We start from the raw sequence: 22,373 nt of genomic DNA, 5'->3' as shown, positions 1-22,373 counted from the left end.
TCGACACGAAAGAGAACGTTCACGTTCACTACTTCCGGGAGCATCCGGTGACCCCGGCCACCCGCCGGCGCGGCGACGCGCTCGAAGCGGCGATCTTCGACGCGGTGTTCGAGCAGCTCGAAGCGGTCGGCTACCGGAAACTGACCATGGAGGGCGTCGCGTCGGCCGCGCGCACCGGCAAGGCCGCCCTCTACCGGCGCTGGCCGTCCAAGGACGAGCTCATCACCGACGCCCTCAAGCACGTCCTGCCCGAACCGCCCGCCCAGGAGCCGACCGGCGACGTCCGCGCCGACGTGCTGCGGCTGCTCCGGACGTTCCGCGAGACGATCAAGGCCTGCCACGGCGCGGCGATCCGCGTCCTCAAGGAGGAGACCGCCGGCAAGGACGGCAAGGGGCTCATGCACGACGTCGTGCAGTCGCGCATGACCGGCCCCATCAAGGAGGCGCTCTACCGCGTCCTGGAGGACGGCGCCGAGCGCGGCGCGGTGCGCCCCGGCGCGGTGACCCGGCAGGTCGCCAACGTCGGCCCGGCCGTGATCGTGTACCACAACCTCACCGAGGCGCCCGACATCACCGACCAGTTCATCGTCTCCCTGGTCGACGACGTCATCATGCCGATGATCCGCCCCTGACCCGCGGCAGGGCGGCGGCGCCGTCGGCACCCTTGGAGACGCCGTCGGGCAGGATGAGCTTGCGCCTGGGGTAGGGGATCTCGATCCCCTCCTCACCGAACCGGCGGTGCAGCCGCTTGACGAACTCGTGCTTGATCCTGAACTGGTCGCCGAACTCGCCCGTGCGCAGGATCACGGTGAAGCCGATGCCGGACTCGGCGAAGGTGTGGTACCGCACCAGCGGCTCGGCGTCCTTGACGCCGCCCTCGACCTCGTTCATCACCTGCTCCCCCACCTCCACGACCACCTTCTCGACCTGCTCCAGGTCGCTCTCGTAGGCCACGCTCGCCTGGATCAGCAGCGACATGTCCTGAGCGGGCCGGTGATAGTTGGTGAGGATGGAGTCGGAGAACCGCGCGTTCGGGATGACCTCGATGTTGTCCGACAGCGTCCGGATGGAGGTGTTGCGCCAGTTGATGTCGACGACGTACCCCTCCTGGCCGCTGCTCAGCTTGATGTAGTCGCCCGGCTCGATCGTCTTGGCCGCCAGCACGTGCACGCCCGCGAACAGGTTCGCCAGGGTGTCCTGCAACGCCAGCGCCACCGCCAGGCCGCCGACGCCCAACGCGCCGAGCAGCGGGGAGATCGAGATCCCGAGGCTCTGCAGCATGATGAGCACGCCGATGCCGATCACCAGCACCCGGGTGATGTTCGCGAAGATCGACACGTTGGCGGCGACGCCCTGCCGGGCGGACGCGACCGAGCCGACCACCCCCGCGATCAGCCGCGCCAGCGCCAGCGACACCACCAGGATCGTCGCGGCCGTCAGCACCCTCGCCGACACGTCCAGCGTGCCGCGCCGCAGCTCCAGCACGTTCGCGGCGATCCACGCGCCGCCGATGACCGCGACCGGCATCGCCAGGTCCCGCACCAGCCGCGCGGCGAGGTCGTCCCAGGCCCACGCGGTGCTCCCGGCCCGGCGGAGCAGGCGCCCGGTGAGCAGCCGGAGCACCACCGCGATCGCCATGGCCACCACCATCACCACGGCGGCGGCGACGACCCGCTCCCAGCTCACACCGTCGAACGCGTGCATCGATCCCTCCTCCGGGCGGCCCGCGCCGCCCGTCCCTCGGCAGTGCGCAATCCTTGCCGCAAACCGCCCTCGATCGTAGTGAAACCCGGCAATTCTGCGAGGTTCCTCACAGCGGGGTTCCCGTCACCCGGCGGATACGATCGATCAAGTGGTAGGCGTGGAGAGGATGCGCCGGCTCGGGGTCACGGCGCTCGGACTGCGGAACGGCCCCCACAAGGTGACGGTCGACCGCGACCTGAAGGTCCCGGCCGTCGACGGCGTGACACTGCTGGCCGACCGGTACGCCCCCGCCGACGTCGAGCGCGCCCCCGTCGTGCTCGTCCGCTCGCCCTACGGGCGGCGCGGGCCGTTCGGCCTCATGTGCGGGCAGGCGTTCGCCTCGCACGGCTTCCAGGCCGTGGTGCAGAGCGTCCGCGGCGGCTTCGGCTCCGGCGGCGTGTTCGAGGCGCTCGACGAGCGCGAGGACGGCCTCGCCACCATCGCGTGGCTGAAGGGGCAGCCGTGGTTCGGCGGCACCTTCGCGATGCACGGCCCGAGCTACCTCGGCTACGTGCAGTGGGCCGTCGCCGCCGAGGCCGGGCCCGAGCTGAAAGCCCTGTCGATGCAGGTCACCGCGTCCACCTTCCGCGACGCGGTCAACGTCGGCGGCACCTTCGCGCTGGAGTCCGCGCTCATCTGGGTCGACCTCACCGCCCGGATGAAGAACTCGCTGTCCGGCATCACCACCGGCATCATGTCGCCGCGCCGCGCCCGCCGCGCCGCGCTGTCGGGCCGTCCGCTCGCCGAGCTCGACCGGCTCGCGACCGGCGAGCAGCAGCGGTTCTTCCAGGAGCTGCTCGTCAACGGCCCCGACACCCCGTTCTGGGACAAGCGCGACTTCAGCCCCACCGTCTCCCGGGTCGACGCGCCGGTGAACATGACCGGCGGCTGGTACGACATCTTCCTGCCCTGGCAGCTCAAGGACTACGCCGCGCTCCGCGCCGCCGGACACCGCCCCTACCTCACCATCGGCCCCTGGTTCCACGCCGACCAGCGGATGATGCGCGGCTCGGTGCACGAGTCCCTCAAATGGTTCCGCGCGCACCTGCTGGACGACCCGTCCGGCCTGCGCGAGCAGCCCGTCCGGCTGCTGGTCACCGGGGTGGACGAGTGGCGCGAGTTCCCCGACTGGCCCGTCCCCGGGATGCGCGAGGAGCGCTGGCACCTGCGGCCCGCCGGCGCCCTGTCCCCCGACGAGCCGCCCGAGTCGCCGCCCGACCGATACCGGTACGACCCGGAGCACCCGACGCCGTTCCTCGGCGGCCCCACCCTGCTCGGCGAGACCCACCCCGTCACCGACCAGCGCCGCCTCGAACGCCGCCGCGACGTGCTCGTCTACACCTCGCCGGTGCTGGACGACGACCTGGAGATCATCGGCCCGGTCACCGCCGACCTGCACGTCCGGTCGAACCGCGAGCACACCGACTTCGTCGTCCGGCTCTGCGACGTCACCCCGGACGGCCAGTCCCTCAACCTGTGCGAGGGCATGCGGCGGCTCGTCCCCGGCGCTCCCGAGCCCGACGCGGACGGCGTCCGCCGCGTCACCGTCGAGCTGTGGCCCGCCGGGCACCGCTTCCGCCGCGGCCACCGCGTCCGCGTGCAGGTCGCCAGCGGCGCCTACCCCCGCGTCGCCCGCAACCCCGGCACCGGCGCCCCCATCGGCACCGCCACCGAGATGCTCACCGCCGACCAGGAGATCCTGCACACCCCGGACCACCCGAGCGCCATCATCCTCCCGGTCGTCCCCGCTTAAGCCCCCCGAGCCCGCGTTGAGTTGGGGGGGGGGGGGGGGGGGGGGGGGGGGGGGCGGCGCGCGCCCCCCCCCACCCCCCCCCCCCCCCCCAACTCAACGGGAACGGAGGGCTTCCAGGGCCTTGTCGGCGTGGGTGTTCATGCGGATCTCGCTCTTGACGACCGCTAGGACGCGGCGGTCGGTGTCGATCACGAAGGTCTGGCGCTTGGTGGGGAGCATGGCGAGGCCGCGCTTGACGCCGAAGCGGGCGCGGACGGTGCCCTCGGGGTCCGACAGGAGGGGGTAGGCGAAGGAGTTCTTCTCCGCGAACTCCTTCTGCTTGGCGACCGGGTCGGCGCTGACCCCGACGGGGTGGGCGCCGACCTCGGCGAGCTCGGCGACCAGGTCGCGGAAGTGGCAGGCCTCGGCGGTGCAGCCCGGGGTCATCGCGGCCGGGTAGAAGAACAGGACGACCGGCCCCTGCTCCAGCAGGCCGGTCAGGGTGCGCGGTTCGCCCGTCTGGTCGGGCAGTTCGAAGTCGTCAACGACGTCACCGACGTTCATGCGACGAACGTAGCCCTCCCTCGCGCCGGCCGGGAGGGCGGGGCGGCCCGAGCAGCGAGGCGATGCGGTGCCGCGTCCAGACGCCCGCGGCGCCCGGGCAGGCGGCGAGGTAGGCCGCGGCGCGGGCCGCGGTCCAGTCGTGCGCCTCGCGCAGGCCGTCGCCGAGCATGGTGAGGTACGGCGCGGACGGCGCGTTCAGCTCGGCCGCGGACGACGGATGCGGCGAGGTGAACGTCAGCATCGGATGCCCGCCGCGCTCCCCGACCTTGACGATCGTCTCGTAGCGGCCGGGGCCGAGGCGCTGCCGGCCGTGCGCCACCGCCTCCGACAGGTCGTGGTCGACGCCGACGCCGCGCCGCGTCTCCTGGGACACCACGTCGCAGAACTGCGCGCGGGTCAGCAGGTACGCGCGGGCGGCGGCGCGGCCGGGCAGCGCCGGGTCGTAGAACGCCATGCCGCCGCCCCACACCCGGGACGTGAGGGCGAAGTAGATGCCGCCCGGCAGCGTCACCGACAGCTCGGCGCGGGCCGGGCGCGGGTCGCGGCAGCCGGGGTAGTGCCGGGCACCGCCCGGCGGACGCCCGCCGGACAGGTAGCAGCGGAACCTCTCGCGGAACAGGTTGGAGCCGTACGCGACGTACCAGAGTGAACTTTCGTCCATCCCTTCCAGTATCCACGCTGGTGAGGGGCCCTGGAGGGGGCGCGATGGGGAGAGCGTTCCGATTCGCGAGGTTTGGCGGGGAGTCTGGCCGGAAATAGTCTCCTGCGAGTCAGGTGTCTACGACGCAGATACCTCCAGGCTTCCCCTGTGTAGTCCCGGAGGATACGTCATGCACCGCAAGCTCAACATCGCTCTCGTGTCCGCCTCCGACCTCGACGGCGAACACCTGCAGCCAGTCCACGTCCGAGATCTCGCCCGTTCGCTCGCCCGCACGGACGCGGGCCACCAGGTCACCGTCTACGCCCGGCGCCAGGCCGAGGACGCCCGCGGCCGGGTCCGGCTCGGACCGGGCGCGACCCTCGTCCACCTGGACGCCGGCCCGGCGCGCCCGCTGAGCGACGACGAGCTGCTCGGCCACGTCCGCGACCTCGCCGACGAGCTGCGCCACCGCTGGTCCGGCGCCGGACGCCCCGACCTCGTGCACGCGCACGGCTGGATCGGCGGCCTCGCCGCCTGCGCCGTCGCCCGCGAGCTCGGCATCCCCTTCGCGCAGAGCTACCACGGCGTGGCCGCCGCCGACCGCCGCGCCGGCCGCCCCGTCCACCCCCACCGCGACAGGCTGGAGAAGGCGATCGGCCGCGGCGCCGACACCGTCATCGCCGGGCACGCCGAAGAGGCCGGCTCCGTGGTCCGGATGGGCGTGCCGCGCCCCTCGGTCGCGGTCGTCCCCTACGCCGTCGACGCCGAGCAGTTCGCCCAGGTCGGCCCCGCGATGCCGCGCGGCGACCGGGACCGGCTCGTGATGGTCTGCGACGACCTGGAGTCCGGCGGCGTGGCGACCGCGCTGCGCGCGCTGGTGCACGTCCCCGGCGCCGAGCTCGCCGTCGCCGGCGGCCCCGCCCGCGAGGACCTCGAGAACGACCCGGTCGTGCACCGGCTGATGATGCTCGCCAAGGAGCTGCACGTCGCCGACCGCGTCATCTTCCTCGGCCGGCTGCCCCGCAAGTCGCTGCCGAAGCTGCTGCGCACCGCCAGCCTGGCCCTCTGCCTGACCCCCGCCCACCCCTGCCCGACCACCCCGCTGGAGGCCATGGCCTGCGGCGTGCCGGTGGTGGCGACCCCGGTCGGCGGCAACACCGACGAGGTCCTCGACAAGATCACCGGCCTGCACGTCCCGGCCGGGCGGCCCGCGGTCATCGGCCGCACCGTCCGCCGGCTGCTCGGCGAGGAGACCACGCTGCACGGCTACTCCATCGCCGCCGCCGACCGCGCCCGGTCCCGGTACTCGTGGGACCGGATCGCCGCCGAGACGCTCCGCGCCTACGAGCGGATCCTGCCGGTCCCCGAGCCCCAGCCCGTCCCCGAGGACGAGACGGAAGCCGACGCCGAGAAGGTCCCCGCCCTCGCCGGCTGACGTCCTCCCGACCGCAGGCCCCGGATCCCCGCGAGGATCCGGGGCCTTGTTCATGCGATCCCGGCCCAGAGCGCTCGCCTGGCGGCTCGCCCTCTGACCGTGCTCGGGCGAGCGCGAACTCGCTTCGCGAGCTTCCCGGCGGGGGCTCGCCTTCGGCTTCGCCCCCGCCGGTCAGATAGCGCGCTCGCGCGACGGTCGAGGTCGTCCCCGGGCGGGCCTGATCGTCGAGGCGGGCATGTTTTCGCAGGTCAGAGGGTATGACTACGCACTGTGAAGACATCTAGACGCATTGAGATCGGGTGGCCCGTGCTGGGCGTCACCGTGACGGCCGACCTCGACGAGCGCAACGCCGTGCTGGCCGACGCGGTCTGGGACGCGCTGCCGTACCGGAGCCTGCAGGGGCACGCCCTGGTCGCCGGCCACCACCTGTACCACGTCGCGCCCGTGCACGACGTGCTCCATCTGCCCGCCGTGCACCGGGTGGACCGCCGGACGGTGCCGGACGGCACGCTGTTCTGCTCGCGGCTCCAGCATCTCGGCATCAAGTACGGGGAGCTGACCGAGCCGATGGCGGCGACGCCGATCGGGCGGATCGCGGAAGGCGACCTGGACGCGCTCGCCGACGCGGGGCGGGGCGTGTGGGAGTCGGTGTACTCGTCCAAGAAACCGGTCGTCGCCGAGGTGCGCCGGGCCGGGGAGCCGGGCGGGCACCGGGTGCCGCGGCTGGCCGCGGCCGACCCGGAGGTGGACGCGCTGATCGGCGACGTGCACGCGGAGACGGAGCGGATCTGGCTCGACCCGCCGCAGGAGCTGGTCGACCTGCACGACGGGCGCATCACGTCGCGGGCCGGGACGCACGGGACCGTCCTGACGACGCTGCTGTTCGTCAACGGCGAGACGAGGCCGCTCGGGTACAGCGCCTACAGCGGGCTCGTCCGGGCGGCGCACGAGGGGCTGCCGATGGAGCCGCTGCGGCGGATGGCGCACGGGCTGATCGCGGTGCCGACGGAGTTCCTCGCCTACTGCGGGCTGGAGAAGCTCGGCGGGTTCACCGAGCGGCTGCTGGACGGCCTGGACCGGCTCGACAGGCGGCAGGACTTCGCCGCGGTGATGGCGCACATGGCGCTGTACGTGAACTGCCTGGGCGGCTGGAACCTGCACCTGTTCCCGTGGAGCCTCGGCGACCACCTGCGGCAGGCCGAGGCCGCGTCGTGAGCGGGCCGGACCCGGCGGTGGTGATCGGCGGCGGGGTCGTCGGGCTGTCGGCGGCGTACCAGCTGGCGGAGGCGGGCGTCCGGACGGTGCTGCTGGAGCGGGACGAACTGGGGTCGGGGGCGTCGCGGGCGACGGCGGACGTCGTCCGCACCTACTTCCCCGGCAGCCCGGTCAGCTCGGCGATGGCCGTGCGGAGCCTCGCCGCGTACCGGTCGTTCGCCGAGCGGGCCGGGGCCCCGGTGCCGCTGCGGCGGGTCGGGTACCTCGTACTGTTCGGCGAAGAGGAGCAGGTGGCGGCGTGCGAGGCGGACCTGCCCGCGCAGCGCGCCGCCGGCGTCGAGGTCGAGCTGATCGGCGCGGACGAGGCGCGGCGGCGCAACCCGCTGCTCGGCGACGTCCCGCTGGTCGCGGCGGCGTGGGCGCCGGACGCGTACGTCTCGGACACCGCGGCGATCGTCGGCGGGCTCGCCGAGGCGGCCCGGCGGGCGGGCGCGGAGCTGCGGACGGGCTGCCCGGTGAAGGCGGTCGACATCGGCGCGGGCCGGGTCGACACCGGCGACGGGCCGCTCACCGCGCACGCCGTCGTGTGCGCGGCCGGGGCCTGGTCGGCACCGCTGGCCCGCTCGGCGGGGGTGGAGCTGCCGCTCGGCGAGCCCGTCGAGCAGGAGCTGCTGGCGTGCGGGCCGCCGCCGTCCGGGGCGCCGATGCCGGACATTCCGATGACGCTGCACGCGCCGAGCGGGCTGCTCGTGCGCAGGCGCGGGGACGGGCTGCTGGTCGGCATGGGGTATCCGGGGGCGGACCGGGACGGGTGGCGGGCGCGGGTGCGCGAGCGGCTGGCGGAGGTGTACCCGGCGGTGGCCGGGGCGGAGGTGCGGACGGCCTTCACCGGCGTCCGCGACGCCAGCCCCGACCGGACGGAGTTCATCGGGCGGCTGCCGGGCGCGATCCCGTTCCTGTACGCGGCCGGGTTCTCCGGGCACGGGCTGTGCACGGCGCCGGCCGCCGGGGAGCTGGTCCGCGACCTGTACTTCGGCCGCGCCACGGGCATCGACGCCGCACGGCTCGCCGCGTCCCCGGAGCGGGTGTGACGGCCCCGGAGCGCGCCCGGTTCGTCCTCGACCCGGCGGTCCGGGACGTCCACGGGGAGAACGCGCGGCTGCGGGACGCGGGCGACCTGGTGCCGGTGGAGATCGAGGGAGTGCGGGCCTGGGCGGCGGCGCGGCACGCGGCGCTGGAGGCGGTCCTCGCCCATCCGGACCTGTCGCGAGACGTGCGGCACTGGTCGGCGGAGGGGCGGCGGGCGCTGCGCGCGGACGGGTCGCTCGCCCCGATCGTGCTGGCCCGGACGATGCTGAACGCCGAGGGCGCGGAGCACCGGCGGCTGCGCGGCCCGCTGTCGCGGGTGTTCTCGGCGCGCCGGATCGCGGCGATGCGTCCCCGGGTCGAGGCCGTGACGGCGGAGTTCGTCGACCGGCTGGCGGGGCTGCCGCCCGGCCCCGTCGACCTGCGCCGCGAGTTCGCCTACCCGCTGCCGTGCGAGGTCATCTCCGACGTGATGGGCATTCCGCGCGAGCGGCGCGCGGAGCTGACCGGCAACGACCACGTCCTCACCACGACGCGCGGGACGCCGGAGCGCCTGGCGAGCGCGCGCGCCGGGCGGGACGCGGTGATCAGGGAGACCGTCGAGGAGCGGCGCCGCTCCCCCGCCGACGACCTGATCAGCGACCTGGTCGCGCTGGAAGGCGGCGAGCTGACCGGGGACGAGGTGTTCGACACCGTCCAGGAGCTGTACGTGGCGGGCCACGTCACCACCGTCAACCTGATCACGAGCGCGGTGCGGCTGCTGCTGGCGGACCCGGGTCAGCTCGACCTGCTGCGCGGCGGCGCGCGGCCGTGGAGCGCGGCGGTTGAGGAGGCGCTGCGGCTGGAGGCGCCGCTGCGGCACTTCCCGATGCGCTACGCCGTGCGGGACGTGGAGATCTGCGGCGTGACGGTCCGCGAAGGCGAGGCCGTCCTCGCGTGCTTCGCCGCCGCGGGCCGCGACCCCGACCGGTACGGGGAGCGGGCGGCGCGGTTCGACGTGGCGTCCGACCCGCCGCCGCACCTGTCGTTCGGGCACGGCGCGCATTTCTGCCTCGGCGCCCCGCTGGGCCGCCTCGTGGGAGAGGTGGCGCTGTCCGCGCTGTTCGCGGCGTTCCCGGGGCTCGCGCTCGCCAAGCCGCCGGACGAGCTGGACCCGGTGCGGTCGGTGCTCGCGCTGAGCACCACGACCCTGCCGGTGCTGCTCGGCGGGAGGGCCCGGTGAACCGCGGGCTCGGGCCCGCGCTGCTGGACGGCCTGCGAGCGGCGGGCCCGCGCGAGGTTCTGGTGCGCGGCGGGCTGCGGCTGTCCGGCGACGACGTGCTCGGCATGGTGTCGGCGGCGGCCGGACGGCTGGCGGCGGGCGGCGTCCGGCCGGGCGGGACGATCGCGTGCCTGTACGGGACGGGCACCGAGTCGCCCGTCGCGCGGATCGTCGCGCTCGCGCTCGGCTGCCGGTTCGTCCACGTGTGGGGCGGTGTGCCGGACGAGGTCGTCCTGCGGGCGATGCGCGCGCTGGACGCGTCGGCGCTGCTGTACGCCCCGTCGCGGCGCGCGGAGGCGGAGAGGCTGCTCGCCGCGTGCCCGGTGCCCGTCCACGAGGCCCTGGACGACGAGCTGTACCTCGCGTCCGCGACCGGCGCCGTGCACATGCCGGGCGTCCCGGACGACGCGTCCCTGGTGACCTTCAGCAGCGGCACCACCGGCCGGAACAAGATCGTGGCGTACGGGCCGGACGCCGAGGCCGCCCACCTCGCCGCCGCGCAGGCCATGTACGGGCCGCCGCCGTGGCGGCTGCTGGTCACGCCGCGCGCCCGGTACCTGCCGGACATGTTCGTGATCTGGACGCTGGCGGGCGGCGGCACCGCCGTCCTGGAACCGGACGCGCGGCCCGGGCGGCTGGCGGAGACGATCGAGCGGGAGGCGGTGACGCACCTGATGGCGGGCCGCCCCGTCGACCTGTACGCGCTCGCCGAGCACCTGGAGGACGCGCCCGCCGACCTGACCACCCTGCGGCTGATCGTCTACGGCGGCGCCGCGGCCGTGCCCGCCCGCACCGCGCGGGCCGCCGGGCGGCTCGGCCCGCTGCTGACGCAGAACTACGGGACGTCCGAGGGCGGGTTCCTGACCGTGCTGGAGCCGCGCGACCACGCCCGCCCCGAACTGCTGATGTCGGTCGGGCGCGCGGTGCCGGGCGTCGAGCTGCGCGTCCGCGACCGGCACGGCGCCGACCTGCCGGCGGGCGAGGCCGGCGAGGTGTGGACGCGGTCGCCGCAGCGGATGAGCGGCTACGTGGACGACCCGGCCCGCACCGCCGCCGCGTGCCGGGACGGCTGGCTGCGCACCGGCGACGTCGGCCGGATGGACGCCGACGGGAACCTGTTCCTGCTCGACCGGGCCGAGGACCGGCTCCCCGGCGGCCTGTACGCGCACCCGATCGAGCACGTCCTCACCGGCCACCCGGCCGTGCTCGACGCCGCGGTGTTCGCGCTCCCGCACGCCGCCGGGCGGGTCCTCGCGGGCGTCGTGGTCGGCCGCGACGGCGGCCGGGTCGACCTCGACGGACTCCGCGCGCTGGTGCGCGGCGCGCTCGGCGCGCGCTGCGAGCCGCGGCACCTGTGGGTGATCGACGAGCTGCCCCGCACGCCCGGCGGCAAGCCCGACAAGGCCGCGCTCGCCACCCGGTTCGCCGCCGGGTAGCACGCGTGCGCCCGGGGCCGCACAGGGCGGATCATCCCATCCGCTGGGATAATGTGCGGGATGACGGAAAGGGGCGGCCGGGTGCTGATCGGCAGGACCGCCGAGCTGGCGGAGCTGACCGGCGCGCTCGACCGGGCCGCCGCGGGCGGCGCCGCCGTGGTGCTGGTCAGCGGCGACGCCGGCGTCGGCAAGACCCACCTGGTGTCCGCGCTCACCGCCGCCGCCCGCGAGCGCGACTGCGCGGTCCTGGTCGGGCAGTGCGCCGAGCTGGGCGAGAGCATGCCGTACCTGCCGCTCGCCGACGCGCTGTGGACCGCGTCGCGCGGCACCGGCCCCGAAGCCGAAGGCGTGCGCGCGGCGCTGGAGTCGCGCCCGGTGCTGCGGCGGCTGCTCCCCGACGGCGAGGGCTCCCCGGACGCCGCGTCCGAACTCGGCCAGCAGCAGCTGTTCGGCGCGGTGCTCGGGCTGCTCGGCGAGCTCGGCGCGCGCACCGAGGGGCGGGACCGGCCCGTCCTGCTCGTCCTGGAGGACCTGCACTGGGCCGACCGGTCCACCCGGCACCTGCTGACGTTCCTCAGCCGGGTGCTGTCGCGCGAGCGGGTCTGCCTCGTCGGCACCTACCGCTCCGACGACCTGCACCGGCGGCACCCGCTGCGGCCGGTCGTCGCCGAGCTGCTGCGGCTGCCGACCGTCACCGGCATCGAGGTCCGCCCGTTCGGCCCCGCCGAGACCGCCGAGTACCTCGCCGGGCTCGCGGGCGGCGGCGCGCCCGTCACCGCCGCGACCGTCGAGCGGGTACACCGCCGCTCGGAGGGCAACGCGTTCTACGCCGCCGAGCTGTACTCGGCGGAGAGCACCGGCGAGGAGCTGCCCGCCGGGCTCGCGGACCTGCTGCTGTCGCGGGTCGAGCGGCTGTCGGACGGCGCGCAGCGCGTCGTGCGGGTCGCCGCGGTCGCCGGCCGCCGCATCGACGACGAGCTGGTCCGCCGCGCGGCCGGACTGGACGAGGCCGCGGTCGGGGAGGCGCTGCGCGAGGTCGTCTCGCACCAGCTGCTCGTCCCGGCGGGCACCGGCTACACCTTCCGGCACGCGCTGCTGCGCGAGGCCGTCTACGCCGACCTGCTGCCGGGCGAGCGGACCCGGCTGCACGCCGACTTCGCCCGGCTGCTCGGACCGGACGTCCCGCCGGGCGGGCGGCGCGGATCGGCCGCCGAGCTGGCGCATCACAGCCTCGCCGCGCACGACCTGCCGACCGCGTTCGCCGCGTCGGTCCGCGCGGGCCGGGAGGCCGAGCGGCTCGGCGCGCCCGACGAGGCGTTCGAGCACTACGACCGGGCCCTGGAACTGTGGGAGACGGTGCCGGACCCGGAGGGCGCGTCCGGCACCGACCGGATGGGGCTGGCGCTCGACACCGTCCGCACGTCGGGACGGGCGGGCGAGCAGCGCCGCGCGATCTCCCGGCTGCGGCGGCTGCTGGAGCTCGCCGACCCGGCCGACGTGGTGCTCGGCGCCCGGATCCGGGACCGGCTCGCCGAGTACCTCTCCGACATCGACGAGGACGACGAGTCGCAGCGGATGGCGCGCGCCGCCGTCGCGATGCTGCCGCCGGACCCGCCGCGGCCCGAGCGCGCCGCCGCCCTGTCCACCTACGCCCGCACGCTGCTGTACAACGACGAGCACGGCGAGATGCCCGCGGTCGCGGAGGAGGCGGTCGAGCTGGCTCGCGCCACCGGCGCGACCGGCGCCGAGGCGAGCCTGCTGGTGACGCTCGGGGTGTTCCGCGAGTCGCGGGAGGCCGACCCGGACGTCGTCGAGGTGTTCGCCCGCGCCCGCGACCTGGCGCTGGAGGGCGGCCGCCAGGTCGTCGCGCTGCGCGCCGCGTTCCACCACGCGCGCGCCAAGTTCGACCGCGGCGACCTCGCCGGCGCCACCGCCGCCGCCGACGAGGCCGTCAAGTGGACGATGGACGCCGGGCTCGGCTGGAGCACCTACGGGATCGTCCTGCGCTGCCTGCGGTACCTGATCCACTACACGTCCGGCGACTGGGCGGAGGCGAACCGGCTCGCCGGCGAGTTCGCCGTCCGGGTCGCGCGGACGCCGGAGGCTCAGGTGTCGGCGTACGCGCTGTTCACCGAGGTCGCGCAGGGCGACCCGGCGGCGCGGGAGCGGCTGCGCTGGATCGAGCCGCTGTGGGCGCGGGACGCGTTCCTCAACTACGTCGCGCACGGCCTCGCGGCCGAGCTCGCGCTCTGGGACGGCGACCCCGGCGCGGCGATCGAGCACGTCGAGCGGACGCTGCGCGAGAGCGTCTACAACGCGGAGGTCCCCGTCGTCCGAGTCGCCGCGATCGGGCTGTGGGCGCACGCCGAACGGGCGGCCCGCGCCCGCGCCGCCGGCGACGAGGCGGCGGTCCGCGCCGCCGTGGAGGCGGGCGACGACCTGCTCGCCCGGGCCCGCCGCGCCGCGACGACCACCGCCGACGGCTGGCCCCGCGCGTGGCTCGGCGTCGAGGGACGCGCCTGGCTGGCCCGCGCGGAGGCGGAGCGGCGCCGCCTCGACGGCGTCCTCGACGTCGACCTGTGGCGCGAGGCCGTCGACCTGTTCACCTACGGCGACCCGGACGGCGGGTTCGTGTACGAGGTGGCGCGGTCGCGGTGGCGGCTCGCCGAGGCCCTCACCGGGCACGGCGACCGGGACGCGGCGGCCGAGCAGTGGCGGCGGGCGGTCGCGGCGGCCGAGCGGCTCGGCGCGGCGCCGCTGCTCGCGGCGCTCCGCGACCTCGGCGCCCGGGCCCGGCTGGACTCCGGCCGGGCCGCCGCCCCCGCCCCGGCGGGCCCGTTCGGCGCGCTGACCGCGCGGGAGCGGGAGGTGCTGAAGCTGGTCGCCGAGGGACGCAACAACAAGGAGATCGCGGCGGCGCTGTTCATCTCCCCGAAGACCGCGAGCGTGCACGTCTCCAACATCCTCGCGAAACTGAACGTCAGCGGCCGCACCCAGGCCGCCGCCCTCGCCGTCCGCGAAGGACTGTGAAAAGCGCGACCCGCCCTTGCCGAATTCCCGCGAATTGAGTAAGTTCTTCTCCGTGACTGCCGGGTCGGCCATGGGCCACGAGCGAGTGAGGCACCCGGCCTCCGAGTGAGCCGGAGGCGGGCGCGAGGCCCGCCCTTCCGCATAGCGCGACGTCAGCGGCATGCCCGCCGGACACCATCGCCCGCGAACGCATCTCTCCCTTTTTCCACGCCGTTCAGCGCGCTATCCACTGCGCCGTTCCGCGTGTCATTTCGCATGCCGTTGAACGGCCTGCGCCTTTCCCGCTTTCCCAGTCGATTCGCCATGCCCGAAAACAGAGAGGACGACCACCGCAGAATGAATTTCAACCAGCAGGTCATCGAGGAGTTCCGCGCGAACGGCGGCCGGGTCGGCGGCCCGTTCGAGGGCGGCCGGCTGCTCCTGCTGACCACCACCGGGGCGCGGACGGGCGCCCCGCGCACCACGCCGCTCGGCTACCTGCCGGACGGCGTCGGCCGCGTCCTCGTCATCGCGTCCGCGGGCGGGTCGCCGAAGCACCCCGCGTGGTTCCGCAACCTCGTCGCGCACCCGCGCGTGACGGTGGAGAGCGGCGCGTTCCGGTACGAGGCCGAGGCGGTCGTCCTGGAGGGCGGCGAGCGCGACCGGGCGTTCGCGCGGGCCGTCGAAAGCGACCCGGGCTGGGCCGAGTACGAGGCGAAGTCGGGCCGGACGCTGCCGGTCGTCGCGCTCGTGCAGACGACCGAGGGCCCGCCGCCCGGGCCGGAGCGCCCCGGCGACATGCTCGTCGCGGTGCACGACGCGTTCCGCGACGAGCTGCGCCGGATCCGCGCGGAGGTCGCCGCGTCCGGCCCCGGCCTCTGCGCGCAGCTCCGCGTGAACTGCCTGGTGCTGTGCCAGGGGCTCGGCAACCACCACGCGGGCGAGGATCTGATGCTGTTCCCGGGCGTCGAGGAAGGACACCCGGAGCTGGCTCCGGCGCTGGCGCTGATGCGGGAGCAGCACGAGGCGCTGAAGGCGGTACTGGACGAGCTGCGCGCCGTCCTCGCCGCCGACGCACCCGACCGGGCCGCGCTCTCTGCCGAGGTCGACCGCCTCACCGCCGGCCTGGAGGCGCACCTGGACCAGGAGGAAGACCTCCTCGTCCCGCTCCTGAACGCCGCCGCGCGCTGAGTTACAGCAGGCCGCGGCCGGTGATGGGGGGTAGGTCCAGGGCGGTGAGCAGGCCGGGGGGCGCCGCGACGACCGCGGGGACCGCGTTGACCAGCCGCATCGCGGTCGCCTTCAGGCCCGCGGTGTTGTGGTCGCCGTCGCCGCCGAGCAGCTGGAGGTCGACGGTGTAGTCCGGTTCGCCGCGGACCTCGACCCGGTAGCAGCCCGCGCCGGCGGGTTGCGGCCAGTCGGGGGCGATGTCGTCGCGCAACCGCGTGACGTGCTCCAGGACGATCACGGGTTCGCCGCCGCGCATCCCGCGCACCTCGAAGCGCAGCGCGGCGGCGGTGCCCTTCTCGATCGTCCCGGAGGACACCTCGAAGGTCTCGGGGGCGGGCAGCCGGGTGTGGTGCTCGGTGACCTCGTCCAGCTCCACCTCGAGGCCGGCGGCGAGCTGGCGGACGACGCTGCCCCACGCCATCGTCAGCACGCCCGGCTGCAGCAGCATCGGCGTGTCGTCCAGGGACCGGCCGAATCCCATGATGTCGAACAGGACGGTGCCCTGGTCGTAGGTGGCGTAGTTGAGGATCTCCATGCAGCGGACCTGGTCGATCCGCTCGCTGATGCCGGTGACGGCGAGCGGGAGGGCGTCGTTGGCGAAGCCGGGGTCGATGCCGTTGACGAACAGCGACGCGCCGCCCGCCTCCGCCGCCTCCCGCACCGGGTCGGACATCTCCGGCGGGACGACGCCGTCCGGGAACTGCAGGAACACCGGGCTGCTGGACACGACGTTGATCCCGGCGCGCAGGATGCGGCACAGGTCGTCGATCGCCTCCATCAGCCGGACGTCGGCCATCGAGGTGTAGACGACGCAGTCGGGGCGCAGCGCGAGCAGCTCCTCCTCCGACCCGGTCGCGGCGACGCCGAGGGGGCGGCCGAGCCCGGCCAGCTCCCCGGCGTCCTTGCCGATCTTGGCGGGGGTGGACGTCCACACCCCGGCGAGCTCCAGGTCGGGGCGGGCGTCGATGCCCGCGATGGCGTGCCGGCCGACGTTGCCGGTGCTCCACTGGACGACGCGGTACGTCACAGGTCCTCCAGGCCGAGGTCGAGGTTCGGGACGTCGATGCCGCCGTCGACGCGCAGCACGGTGCCGGTGGTGTAGGCGGCGGCGGGCGAGGCGAGGTAGAGGACGGCCGCCGCGACCTCCTCGGGGTCGCCGATGCGGCCGAGCGGGGTGCCCTGCTCCATCTGCGCGCGCAGCTCGTCGTTGGTCATGACGATGTCGAGCGCGGACGTCGCGACGGAGCCGACGGCGACCGCGTTGACGCGGATCCGGGGCGCGAGGTCGGTGGCGGCGAGCCGGGTGTAGTGGGCGAGCGCGGCCTTGGCGGTGCCGTAGGCGAGGTAGCCGCGCCCGGCGACGCGTCCGAGCACCGAGGAGATGTTGACGACGGCGCCCGGCGCGGACGCGGTGGCCGACTCCAGGATGTGCGGCACGGCGGCGCGGGTCAGCGCGTGCGCGGTGCTCACATTGAACTGGAACGCGTTCTCGAGATACTCGGGGGTGGTGTCCAGGAAGGCGTTCGGGATCGTGCCGCCCATGTTGTTGACCACGATGTCGAGGCGGCCGAGGTCCTCGGCGGCGCGCGCGGCGAGCTCGGCCGCCGCGTCCGGCCGGCTGAGGTCGGCGGGCACGACCAGGGCGCGCCGCCCGGCCGCCTCGATCTCCGCCGCCACCTTGCGCAGCTGCTCCTCGGTGCGGGCGGAGATCGCCACGTCCGCGCCCGCCTGCGCGAGCGCCACGGCGGCGGCCGCGCCGATGCCGCGGCCCGCGCCGGTCACCACCGCGACCCTGCCCTCGATTGCGAACCGGTCCTGGATCACCGGCGTCACCTCCCGGTCGTTCGCCCGTGAGCGCCCAGCCTAGACAGAAACTAGAACATGTTTCAATATGCTGCGCGCGGCGGTACGGTCACGCCAGGAGGTCGGTCTCCAGGCCCGTCCCCGCAGCGCGGGCCGCCCGGTAGGCCGTCCAGCTCAGCGCGAGGTCCTGCCAGGGCAGGCCGACCGGCGCGTACACGGTCACCTCGCCGTCCTTCACCCGGCCCGGCACCTCGCCGAGCAGCAGGTCGCGCAGCGTCCCGGCGGCGTGCTTGACGTCCAGGCCGGCGCCCGCGAGCACGCCCATCTCGACCGCGAGCGGCACGTCGTCGACCACCACGCGGGCGCCCTCCAGCAGGTCGGCCGCCAGCTCGGCCTTCCCCGGCTCGTCCGCGCCGAGGGAGGTGACGTGGGTGCCCGGCGCGATGTCGGCGGCGTGCAGCAGCGGCCGGCGCGCCCACGTCGCGACCACGACGATCCCGGCGCCCCGGACGGCGTCGCGCGGATCGGCCGCGACCGACGCCCGCGCGCCGAGCCGCTCGCCGTGCCGCCCGGCGAACGCGGCGGCGCGCTCGGCGTCCAGGTCGCAGACGGTCAGCCCGCGCACCGGCCGCAACTCCGCCAGCCCCCGCATCACCAGCTCGGCCTGCGCGCCCGCGCCGATGACCGCGACCGTGTCGGCGGCGGGACGGGCCAGCGCGTGCGTGCCGAGCGCGGCGGCGAGACCGGTGCGCCACGCGGTGACGGTCGCCGAGTCCAGCAGCGCGAGCAGCTCGCCGGTGCCGAGGTCGTGCAGGCACACCACGCCGCGCACCGCGGGCCGCGATCCCGGGAACTTGGCGTTCACCTTCACCGTGTACGCGGGAACGTCCTCCACCACGCCGGGCAGCAGCGCCGTGGCGGTGCCCTGGCCGGGCACCTTCGCCACGACGCGCCGCGCCACGGTGCCGTCCTCCGCGGCGGTGAAGCCGCGCCGCAGCGCGTCCAGGCACTCGGCGGGGACGAGCAGCGATTCCAGCTCGGAACGGGACAGAAGTAATGTCACCGGATCATTCTCCCGTCCCCGCCGTCGCGTGTCACCCGCGCCCCGCCCGCCCCGGGCGTCACTCCGGACGGCGCCGGGCCGCGGTCAGCTCGTCCCAGTCGGCGAGCCAGTCGTTGCCCTGGCCGTCGATGAACGAGCCGGGCGGCGGCGTCACGCCGTGCTGCCGCAGCCAGGCGCCGGGGCGGCGCATCGCGGGCCGCACGCTGCCGTCGCTCGGCATCAGCTGCGGCGGGATCGGCCCCGGCATCGCCTGCGGGACGTGCGCCTCGCCCGCCACGTCGGCGAGGTCCTTCTCCTCGGCCATCCCGATCGGCCCCTCGCGGCGCGCGTTGAAGAACTGGTTGACCGCCGGGTGCGTGCTGGACAGCACCATCTCGCGCGGCCCGAACATCACCAGCCCCCGGCGGAACAGCAGGCCGAGGTTGTCGGGCAGCACCCGGGCGGTGCCGATGTCGTGCGTGACGATCAGGAACGTCGCGCCCATCTCGGCGTTGAGGTCGACGAACAGCTGGTTCAGGTAGGCGGTGCGGACCGGGTCCAGGCCGGAGTCCGGCTCGTCCGCGAGGATGATGTCCGGGTCGAGGACGAGCGCGCGGGCCAGCCCGGCGCGCTTCTTCATCCCGCCGGAGACCTCGCCGGGCAGCTTGTGCTCGGAGCCGGAGAGCCCCACCATCTCCATCTTCTCCAGCACGATCCGGCGGATCTCCGACTCGCCCTTGCGCGTGTGCTCGCGCAGCGGGAACGCGACGTTGTCGAAGATGTTCAGCGAACCGAACAGGGCGCCGTCCTGGAACAGCACGCCGAAGTGGCGGCGCATCTCGTACAGCCGGCCCTCGGCGAGCCGGGGCACGTCGCCGCCGCCGACGTAGACGTGGCCGCGGTCCGGGCGCAGCAGCCCGACGAGGGTCTTCAGGAACACCGACTTCCCGGTGCCGGACGGCCCGAGCAGCGCGGAGATCTCGCCCGCCGGGACGGTGAGCGACACGTCCTCCCAGATGACCTGCCGCCCGAACGACTTCTTCAGCCCTTCCACCCGAATCTCGACACCCATGGAAACTCCCGGGCCGGGGAACCGGGGGCGGGGGATCCGCGTCATATGTCCGGTCCCCCGTCGCCTCGACTGTACGACGCGGGCCGCCCGGCCGGGAGGCCCATTGGACGCCGCGTCCAGCCGGGAACCGGTCAAAGGGAACGTCCTGCCCGACATCGGCCCAGACATCCCGCACCCATTGTGACAATCTGTTCACTCCGGATTAGTCACCTTCTTGCCTTACGTCCTGGATGACGCTTCTTCCACCATGTGCGGTGACCTCCGGCGCGCCACAAGGGCGCGCCCAATCCCCCCTGGAGGCTCAGTGAAGAACCGTCACGCGCGCATCGGCGGCGCCGCCGCCCTCGCGGCGGCCGGACTGGTGGCCACCACCCTCGCCGCCGTCCCCGCCAATGCGCTCCCCGGCGCGCCCGCCGGACCGGCCGGGCCCGCCCAGGCCGCCGCGCCGCACACCGGCGCGCTGGCCGCCACGCTGGCGCAGCGGCTCGGGTCGAGCACCGCCGGCTCCTACCTGAAGGGAGGCAAGCTCGTCGTCACGGTCACCGACGCGACGTCGGCCGCGGCCGTCCGCGCCGCCGGCGCCGAACCGCAGACCGTGGCGCGCAGCGGCTCCGACCTCGCGAAGGTCATGGCCGCGCTCAAGCGCGACGCGACCGTCCCGGGCACCGCCTGGGCCGTCGACCCGAAGACCGACCAGGTCGTCCTGTCCATGGACAAGACGGTCACCGGCGCGAAGCTCGCGAAGGTGAAGGCCGCCGCCGCCAGGCAGGGCGCGGCCGTCCGCACCAAGCGGGTCGGCGGGCGGTTCCGCCTGTTCACCGCGGGCGGCGACCCCATCTACACGGGCAGCGCCCGCTGCTCGCTCGGCTTCAACGTCAAGAGCGGAGGCTCGTACTACTTCCTCACCGCCGGCCACTGCACCGAGGCGGGCTCCACCTGGTACGCCGACGCCGGCCACGCGCAGCTCCTCGGCCAGAACGCCGGGAGCAGCTTCCCCGGCAACGACTACGGCATCGTCAAGTACGCCTCGACACCGGCGGACACGCAGGGCGTCGTCACCGTGAACGGCGACAGCGTCGACATCACCGGTGCCAAGAGCGCCGTGGTCGGCGAGACCGTCACCCGCAGCGGCAGCACGTCCGGCGTGCACGACGGCCAGGTCACCGCGCTGAACCAGACCGTGAACTACCAGGAGGGCAGCGTCAGCGGCCTCATCCAGACCACGGTCTGCGCCGAGCCCGGCGACAGCGGCGGCCCGCTGTTCGACGGCAGCAGCGCGGTCGGGCTGACCTCCGGCGGCAGCGGCGACTGCTCCTCGGGCGGGACGACGTTCTTCCAGCCCGTCACCGAGGCGCTGAGCGCCTTCGGCGTGTCCATCTACTAGAACCCGCACGACGCCCCGACGAAGCTCCCAATCGCCGGGTAGTCGTACCTATCGCATCGCCCTCGGCGGTCGGCGGCGGGCTGGTGTTCAGACTTTTGAGCACCGGCCCGCCGTCTCGCATCAGGCGGGGACTTCCAGGGTCCGCTGGACCTCGGCGATGACGCGAGGCTGCTGGGGGGTCAGGTAGAAGTGGTCGCCCGGCAGGACCGTCAGCGCGAAGCGGCCGTCGGTGACCGCGCCCCAGCCCTTGGCCTGCGCTTCGGTGACGTGCGGGTCGGCGTCCCCGATGATCGCGGTGACCGGGACGGCCAGCCGCGTCCCGTCCCGGTGCTCGTAGGCCTCGATCAGCGCGAAGTCGTTGCGGACGTACGGCAGGACCAGCTCGCGCAGCTCCGGGTCCCGCAGCACTTCGGCGTCGGTGCCGCCGAGCTTCACCATCGCCTCGACCACGCCGTCGTCGTCGCGCTCCGCGACCCGGTCGTCGTCGCGGTCGTGCGGGGGCCGGGCGCCGGAGGCGAACAGGTGCACCGGCGGCGTGCCGCGCTCCTGCAGCAGCCGCGCCACCTCGTAGGCCAGCACGGCGCCCATGCTGTGCCCGAACAGCGCCGCGGGACGGTCCATCAGCGGCGCCATCGCGCCCGCGATGAGCCGGGCGAGCTGGTGCGCGTCGGTGACGAACGCGTCCGCCATCCGGTCGGCGCGGCCCGGGTACTGGACGGCCTGCACCTCGACGGCCGGGCTGACCGCCTTCGCCCACGGCCGGTAGAACACCGCGGACCCGCCCGCGTGCGGGAGGCAGAACAGCCGCATCGAGGCCCACGGCCGGGTCTCCGGGCAGCGGAACCAGCTCACGTGATCAGCTCCTCCTCCTGGTACCGGCGGGACGCGGCGCGCGGGTCGTGCGGCAGCGGCCACGGCGCGATCCGCGGGTCGGGGACCAGCTTCGGCCCGGTCGACTCGGCCGCCACCTTGAAACCGCGGCGCCGGTAGTTGGCCATCGCGTTCGGATGGTCGAGCGTACTGGTGCGCAGCCAGACCCGCGAGGCGGGGCCGCTGCCGGCGGCCCACAGCTCGCCGCGCTGCCAGGCCCGCCGGGTGCACTGCTCGACCAGGTAGCCGCCGTAGCCGCGGCCGACGAACGCCGGGGTCAGCCCGACGAGGTGGATCTCGGTGTCGCCGCCCGGCTGGGCCTCCAGCTCGAAGAACCCGGCGATCGTCCCTTCGGCCATGGCGAGCCAGGTGGACAGCTCGGGGCGCTCCACCCAGGCGCGCCAGTCGGCGTGCGTCCAGGGGAAGCGGTCCGTCCAGCAGACGCGGGCGCCGACCATCGCGTACAGGGCCCGGTTGACGTCCGCGGACGGCACCCCGGCCAGGGTGAAGGTCATCTCGACGCCGGGCAGCGGCGCGGGCCGCAGGTCGGCGGCGTCGAGCATCTCCATCGCCCACTCGGTGACCGCGGGGATCTCCAGGGCGCGCCCCGCCGCCGGGTCACTCACCCATGGCCTCGATGAGGCTCTTCGGCCGCATGTCGGTCCAGTTCTCCTCGATGTAGTCCAGGCAGGCCTGCCGGGTGTCCTCGGCCTTGGCGACCGTCCACCCGCCCGGGACCTCCGCGAACGACGGCCACAGCGAGTGCTGGCCCTCGTCGTTGACGAGGACGACGTACGTGCCGTCGGGGTCCTCGAAGGGGTTCGTCATCGGCATCCCTTTCCAGCGTTTCC

General features: G+C 74.8%; 20 protein-coding genes. 10 read left to right on the top strand and 10 right to left on the bottom strand.

The features are described 5' to 3' along the window. Positions 1 to 47 precede the first annotated feature (47 nt). A complete protein-coding gene (locus F8568_RS16255; protein ID WP_151594383.1) occupies positions 48 to 632 on the top strand; it encodes a TetR/AcrR family transcriptional regulator in 585 nt (194 codons plus the stop codon). On the opposite strand, the gene F8568_RS16250 is transcribed toward F8568_RS16255, so the two are convergent. Further along, a complete protein-coding gene (locus F8568_RS16250; RefSeq protein ID WP_151594382.1) occupies positions 610 to 1,704 on the bottom strand; it encodes a mechanosensitive ion channel family protein in 1,095 nt (364 codons plus the stop codon). The two genes, F8568_RS16255 and F8568_RS16250, sit on opposite strands and share 23 nt — an antisense overlap. Positions 1,705 to 1,852: 148 nt before the next feature. Here F8568_RS16250 and F8568_RS16245 point away from each other — a divergent pair, with 148 nt between their 5' ends. Then, a complete protein-coding gene (locus F8568_RS16245; RefSeq protein WP_328600907.1) occupies positions 1,853 to 3,496 on the top strand; it encodes a CocE/NonD family hydrolase in 1,644 nt (547 codons plus the stop codon). A gap of 93 nt (positions 3,497 to 3,589) precedes the next feature. On the opposite strand, the gene F8568_RS16240 is transcribed toward F8568_RS16245, so the two are convergent. Together F8568_RS16240 and F8568_RS16235 are read right to left on the bottom strand one after the other, a co-directional pair. After that, positions 3,590 to 4,039: a peroxiredoxin gene (locus F8568_RS16240; RefSeq protein WP_151594381.1), complete on the bottom strand. Its 450-nt coding sequence runs from the start codon at positions 4,037 to 4,039 to the stop codon at positions 3,590 to 3,592. Continuing rightward, positions 4,026 to 4,700: a histone deacetylase gene (locus F8568_RS16235; RefSeq protein ID WP_151594380.1), complete on the bottom strand. Its 675-nt coding sequence runs from the start codon at positions 4,698 to 4,700 to the stop codon at positions 4,026 to 4,028. Before F8568_RS16235 ends, F8568_RS16240 begins: the two co-directional genes overlap by 14 nt. Positions 4,701 to 4,869: 169 nt before the next feature. Between F8568_RS16235 and F8568_RS16230 the strand changes: the two genes are divergently transcribed. The 7 genes from F8568_RS16230 (at position 4,870) to F8568_RS16200 (ending at position 15,312) form a co-directional block, all read left to right on the top strand. Beyond that, entirely contained in the window at positions 4,870 to 6,114 is a 1,245-nt protein-coding gene (locus F8568_RS16230) for a glycosyltransferase (RefSeq protein WP_151594379.1), read from the top strand. A gap of 270 nt (positions 6,115 to 6,384) precedes the next feature. Further along, a complete protein-coding gene (locus tag F8568_RS16225) occupies positions 6,385 to 7,329 on the top strand; it encodes a cucumopine synthase-related protein (RefSeq protein WP_151594378.1) in 945 nt (314 codons plus the stop codon). Beyond that, positions 7,326 to 8,420, top strand: coding sequence for an NAD(P)/FAD-dependent oxidoreductase (locus F8568_RS16220; RefSeq protein ID WP_151594377.1), 1,095 nt, complete (start codon positions 7,326 to 7,328; stop codon positions 8,418 to 8,420). Before F8568_RS16225 ends, F8568_RS16220 begins: the two co-directional genes overlap by 4 nt. Beyond that, positions 8,417 to 9,637, top strand: a complete 1,221-nt coding sequence (locus tag F8568_RS50400) for a cytochrome P450 (protein ID WP_151594376.1) — start codon at positions 8,417 to 8,419, stop codon at positions 9,635 to 9,637. The genes F8568_RS16220 and F8568_RS50400 overlap by 4 nt, the downstream gene beginning before the upstream one ends. Beyond that, a complete protein-coding gene (locus F8568_RS16210; RefSeq protein WP_160573638.1) occupies positions 9,634 to 11,112 on the top strand; it encodes a class I adenylate-forming enzyme family protein in 1,479 nt (492 codons plus the stop codon). The genes F8568_RS50400 and F8568_RS16210 overlap by 4 nt, the downstream gene beginning before the upstream one ends. A 60-nt stretch (positions 11,113 to 11,172) precedes the next feature. After that, positions 11,173 to 14,142 (top strand): helix-turn-helix transcriptional regulator, encoded by a 2,970-nt coding sequence (locus tag F8568_RS50395; protein WP_151594374.1) that lies wholly within the window; start codon positions 11,173 to 11,175, stop codon positions 14,140 to 14,142. 336 nt (positions 14,143 to 14,478) lie between these two features. Continuing rightward, positions 14,479 to 15,312: a nitroreductase/quinone reductase family protein gene (locus F8568_RS16200; RefSeq protein ID WP_151594373.1), complete on the top strand. Its 834-nt coding sequence runs from the start codon at positions 14,479 to 14,481 to the stop codon at positions 15,310 to 15,312. A gap of 1 nt (position 15,313) precedes the next feature. Here the strand turns inward: F8568_RS16200 and F8568_RS48155 are convergent, their stop codons facing one another. The 4 genes from F8568_RS48155 to F8568_RS16180 form a co-directional block, all read right to left on the bottom strand. Continuing rightward, complete coding sequence (locus F8568_RS48155) at positions 15,314 to 16,378, bottom strand: NAD(P)H-dependent amine dehydrogenase family protein (RefSeq protein ID WP_151594372.1); 1,065 nt, start codon at positions 16,376 to 16,378, stop codon at positions 15,314 to 15,316. After that, a complete protein-coding gene (locus tag F8568_RS16190; protein ID WP_151594371.1) occupies positions 16,375 to 17,175 on the bottom strand; it encodes an SDR family oxidoreductase in 801 nt (266 codons plus the stop codon). The genes F8568_RS48155 and F8568_RS16190 overlap by 4 nt, the downstream gene beginning before the upstream one ends. 88 nt (positions 17,176 to 17,263) lie before the next feature. Continuing rightward, positions 17,264 to 18,217: an ornithine cyclodeaminase family protein gene (locus F8568_RS16185; RefSeq protein ID WP_151594370.1), complete on the bottom strand. Its 954-nt coding sequence runs from the start codon at positions 18,215 to 18,217 to the stop codon at positions 17,264 to 17,266. A 58-nt stretch (positions 18,218 to 18,275) separates the two neighbouring features. Continuing rightward, positions 18,276 to 19,268: an ABC transporter ATP-binding protein gene (locus F8568_RS16180; RefSeq protein ID WP_151594369.1), complete on the bottom strand. Its 993-nt coding sequence runs from the start codon at positions 19,266 to 19,268 to the stop codon at positions 18,276 to 18,278. A 304-nt stretch (positions 19,269 to 19,572) separates the two neighbouring features. On the opposite strand from F8568_RS16180, the gene F8568_RS16175 reads away from it, so the two are divergent. Further along, on the top strand, positions 19,573 to 20,652 hold the full coding sequence (locus F8568_RS16175) for a S1 family peptidase (protein ID WP_328600906.1): 1,080 nt from the start codon (positions 19,573 to 19,575) through the stop codon (positions 20,650 to 20,652). Between the two features lie 120 nt (positions 20,653 to 20,772). On the opposite strand, the gene F8568_RS16170 is transcribed toward F8568_RS16175, so the two are convergent. Genes F8568_RS16170 through F8568_RS16160 form a run of 3 tightly spaced genes read right to left on the bottom strand, consistent with a single transcriptional unit; the run spans position 20,773 to position 22,350 of the window. After that, positions 20,773 to 21,504: a thioesterase II family protein gene (locus tag F8568_RS16170; RefSeq protein WP_151594367.1), complete on the bottom strand. Its 732-nt coding sequence runs from the start codon at positions 21,502 to 21,504 to the stop codon at positions 20,773 to 20,775. Beyond that, positions 21,501 to 22,148 carry a GNAT family N-acetyltransferase gene (locus F8568_RS16165; protein WP_328600905.1) on the bottom strand — a complete coding sequence of 216 codons (648 nt, stop codon included), beginning with the start codon at positions 22,146 to 22,148 and terminating at the stop codon, positions 21,501 to 21,503. Before F8568_RS16165 ends, F8568_RS16170 begins: the two co-directional genes overlap by 4 nt. Further along, positions 22,141 to 22,350, bottom strand: coding sequence for an MbtH family protein (locus F8568_RS16160; RefSeq protein WP_151594366.1), 210 nt, complete (start codon positions 22,348 to 22,350; stop codon positions 22,141 to 22,143). The genes F8568_RS16165 and F8568_RS16160 overlap by 8 nt, the downstream gene beginning before the upstream one ends. Between the last annotated feature and the right edge of the window lie 23 nt (positions 22,351 to 22,373).

Source organism: Actinomadura physcomitrii, from assembly GCF_008923205.2.
In the GTDB taxonomy this organism is placed as follows: domain Bacteria; phylum Actinomycetota; class Actinomycetes; order Streptosporangiales; family Streptosporangiaceae; genus Spirillospora; species Spirillospora physcomitrii.
The sequence above is the reverse complement of the archived record's forward strand: the minus strand, read 5'-3'. Positions and strand labels throughout refer to the sequence as shown.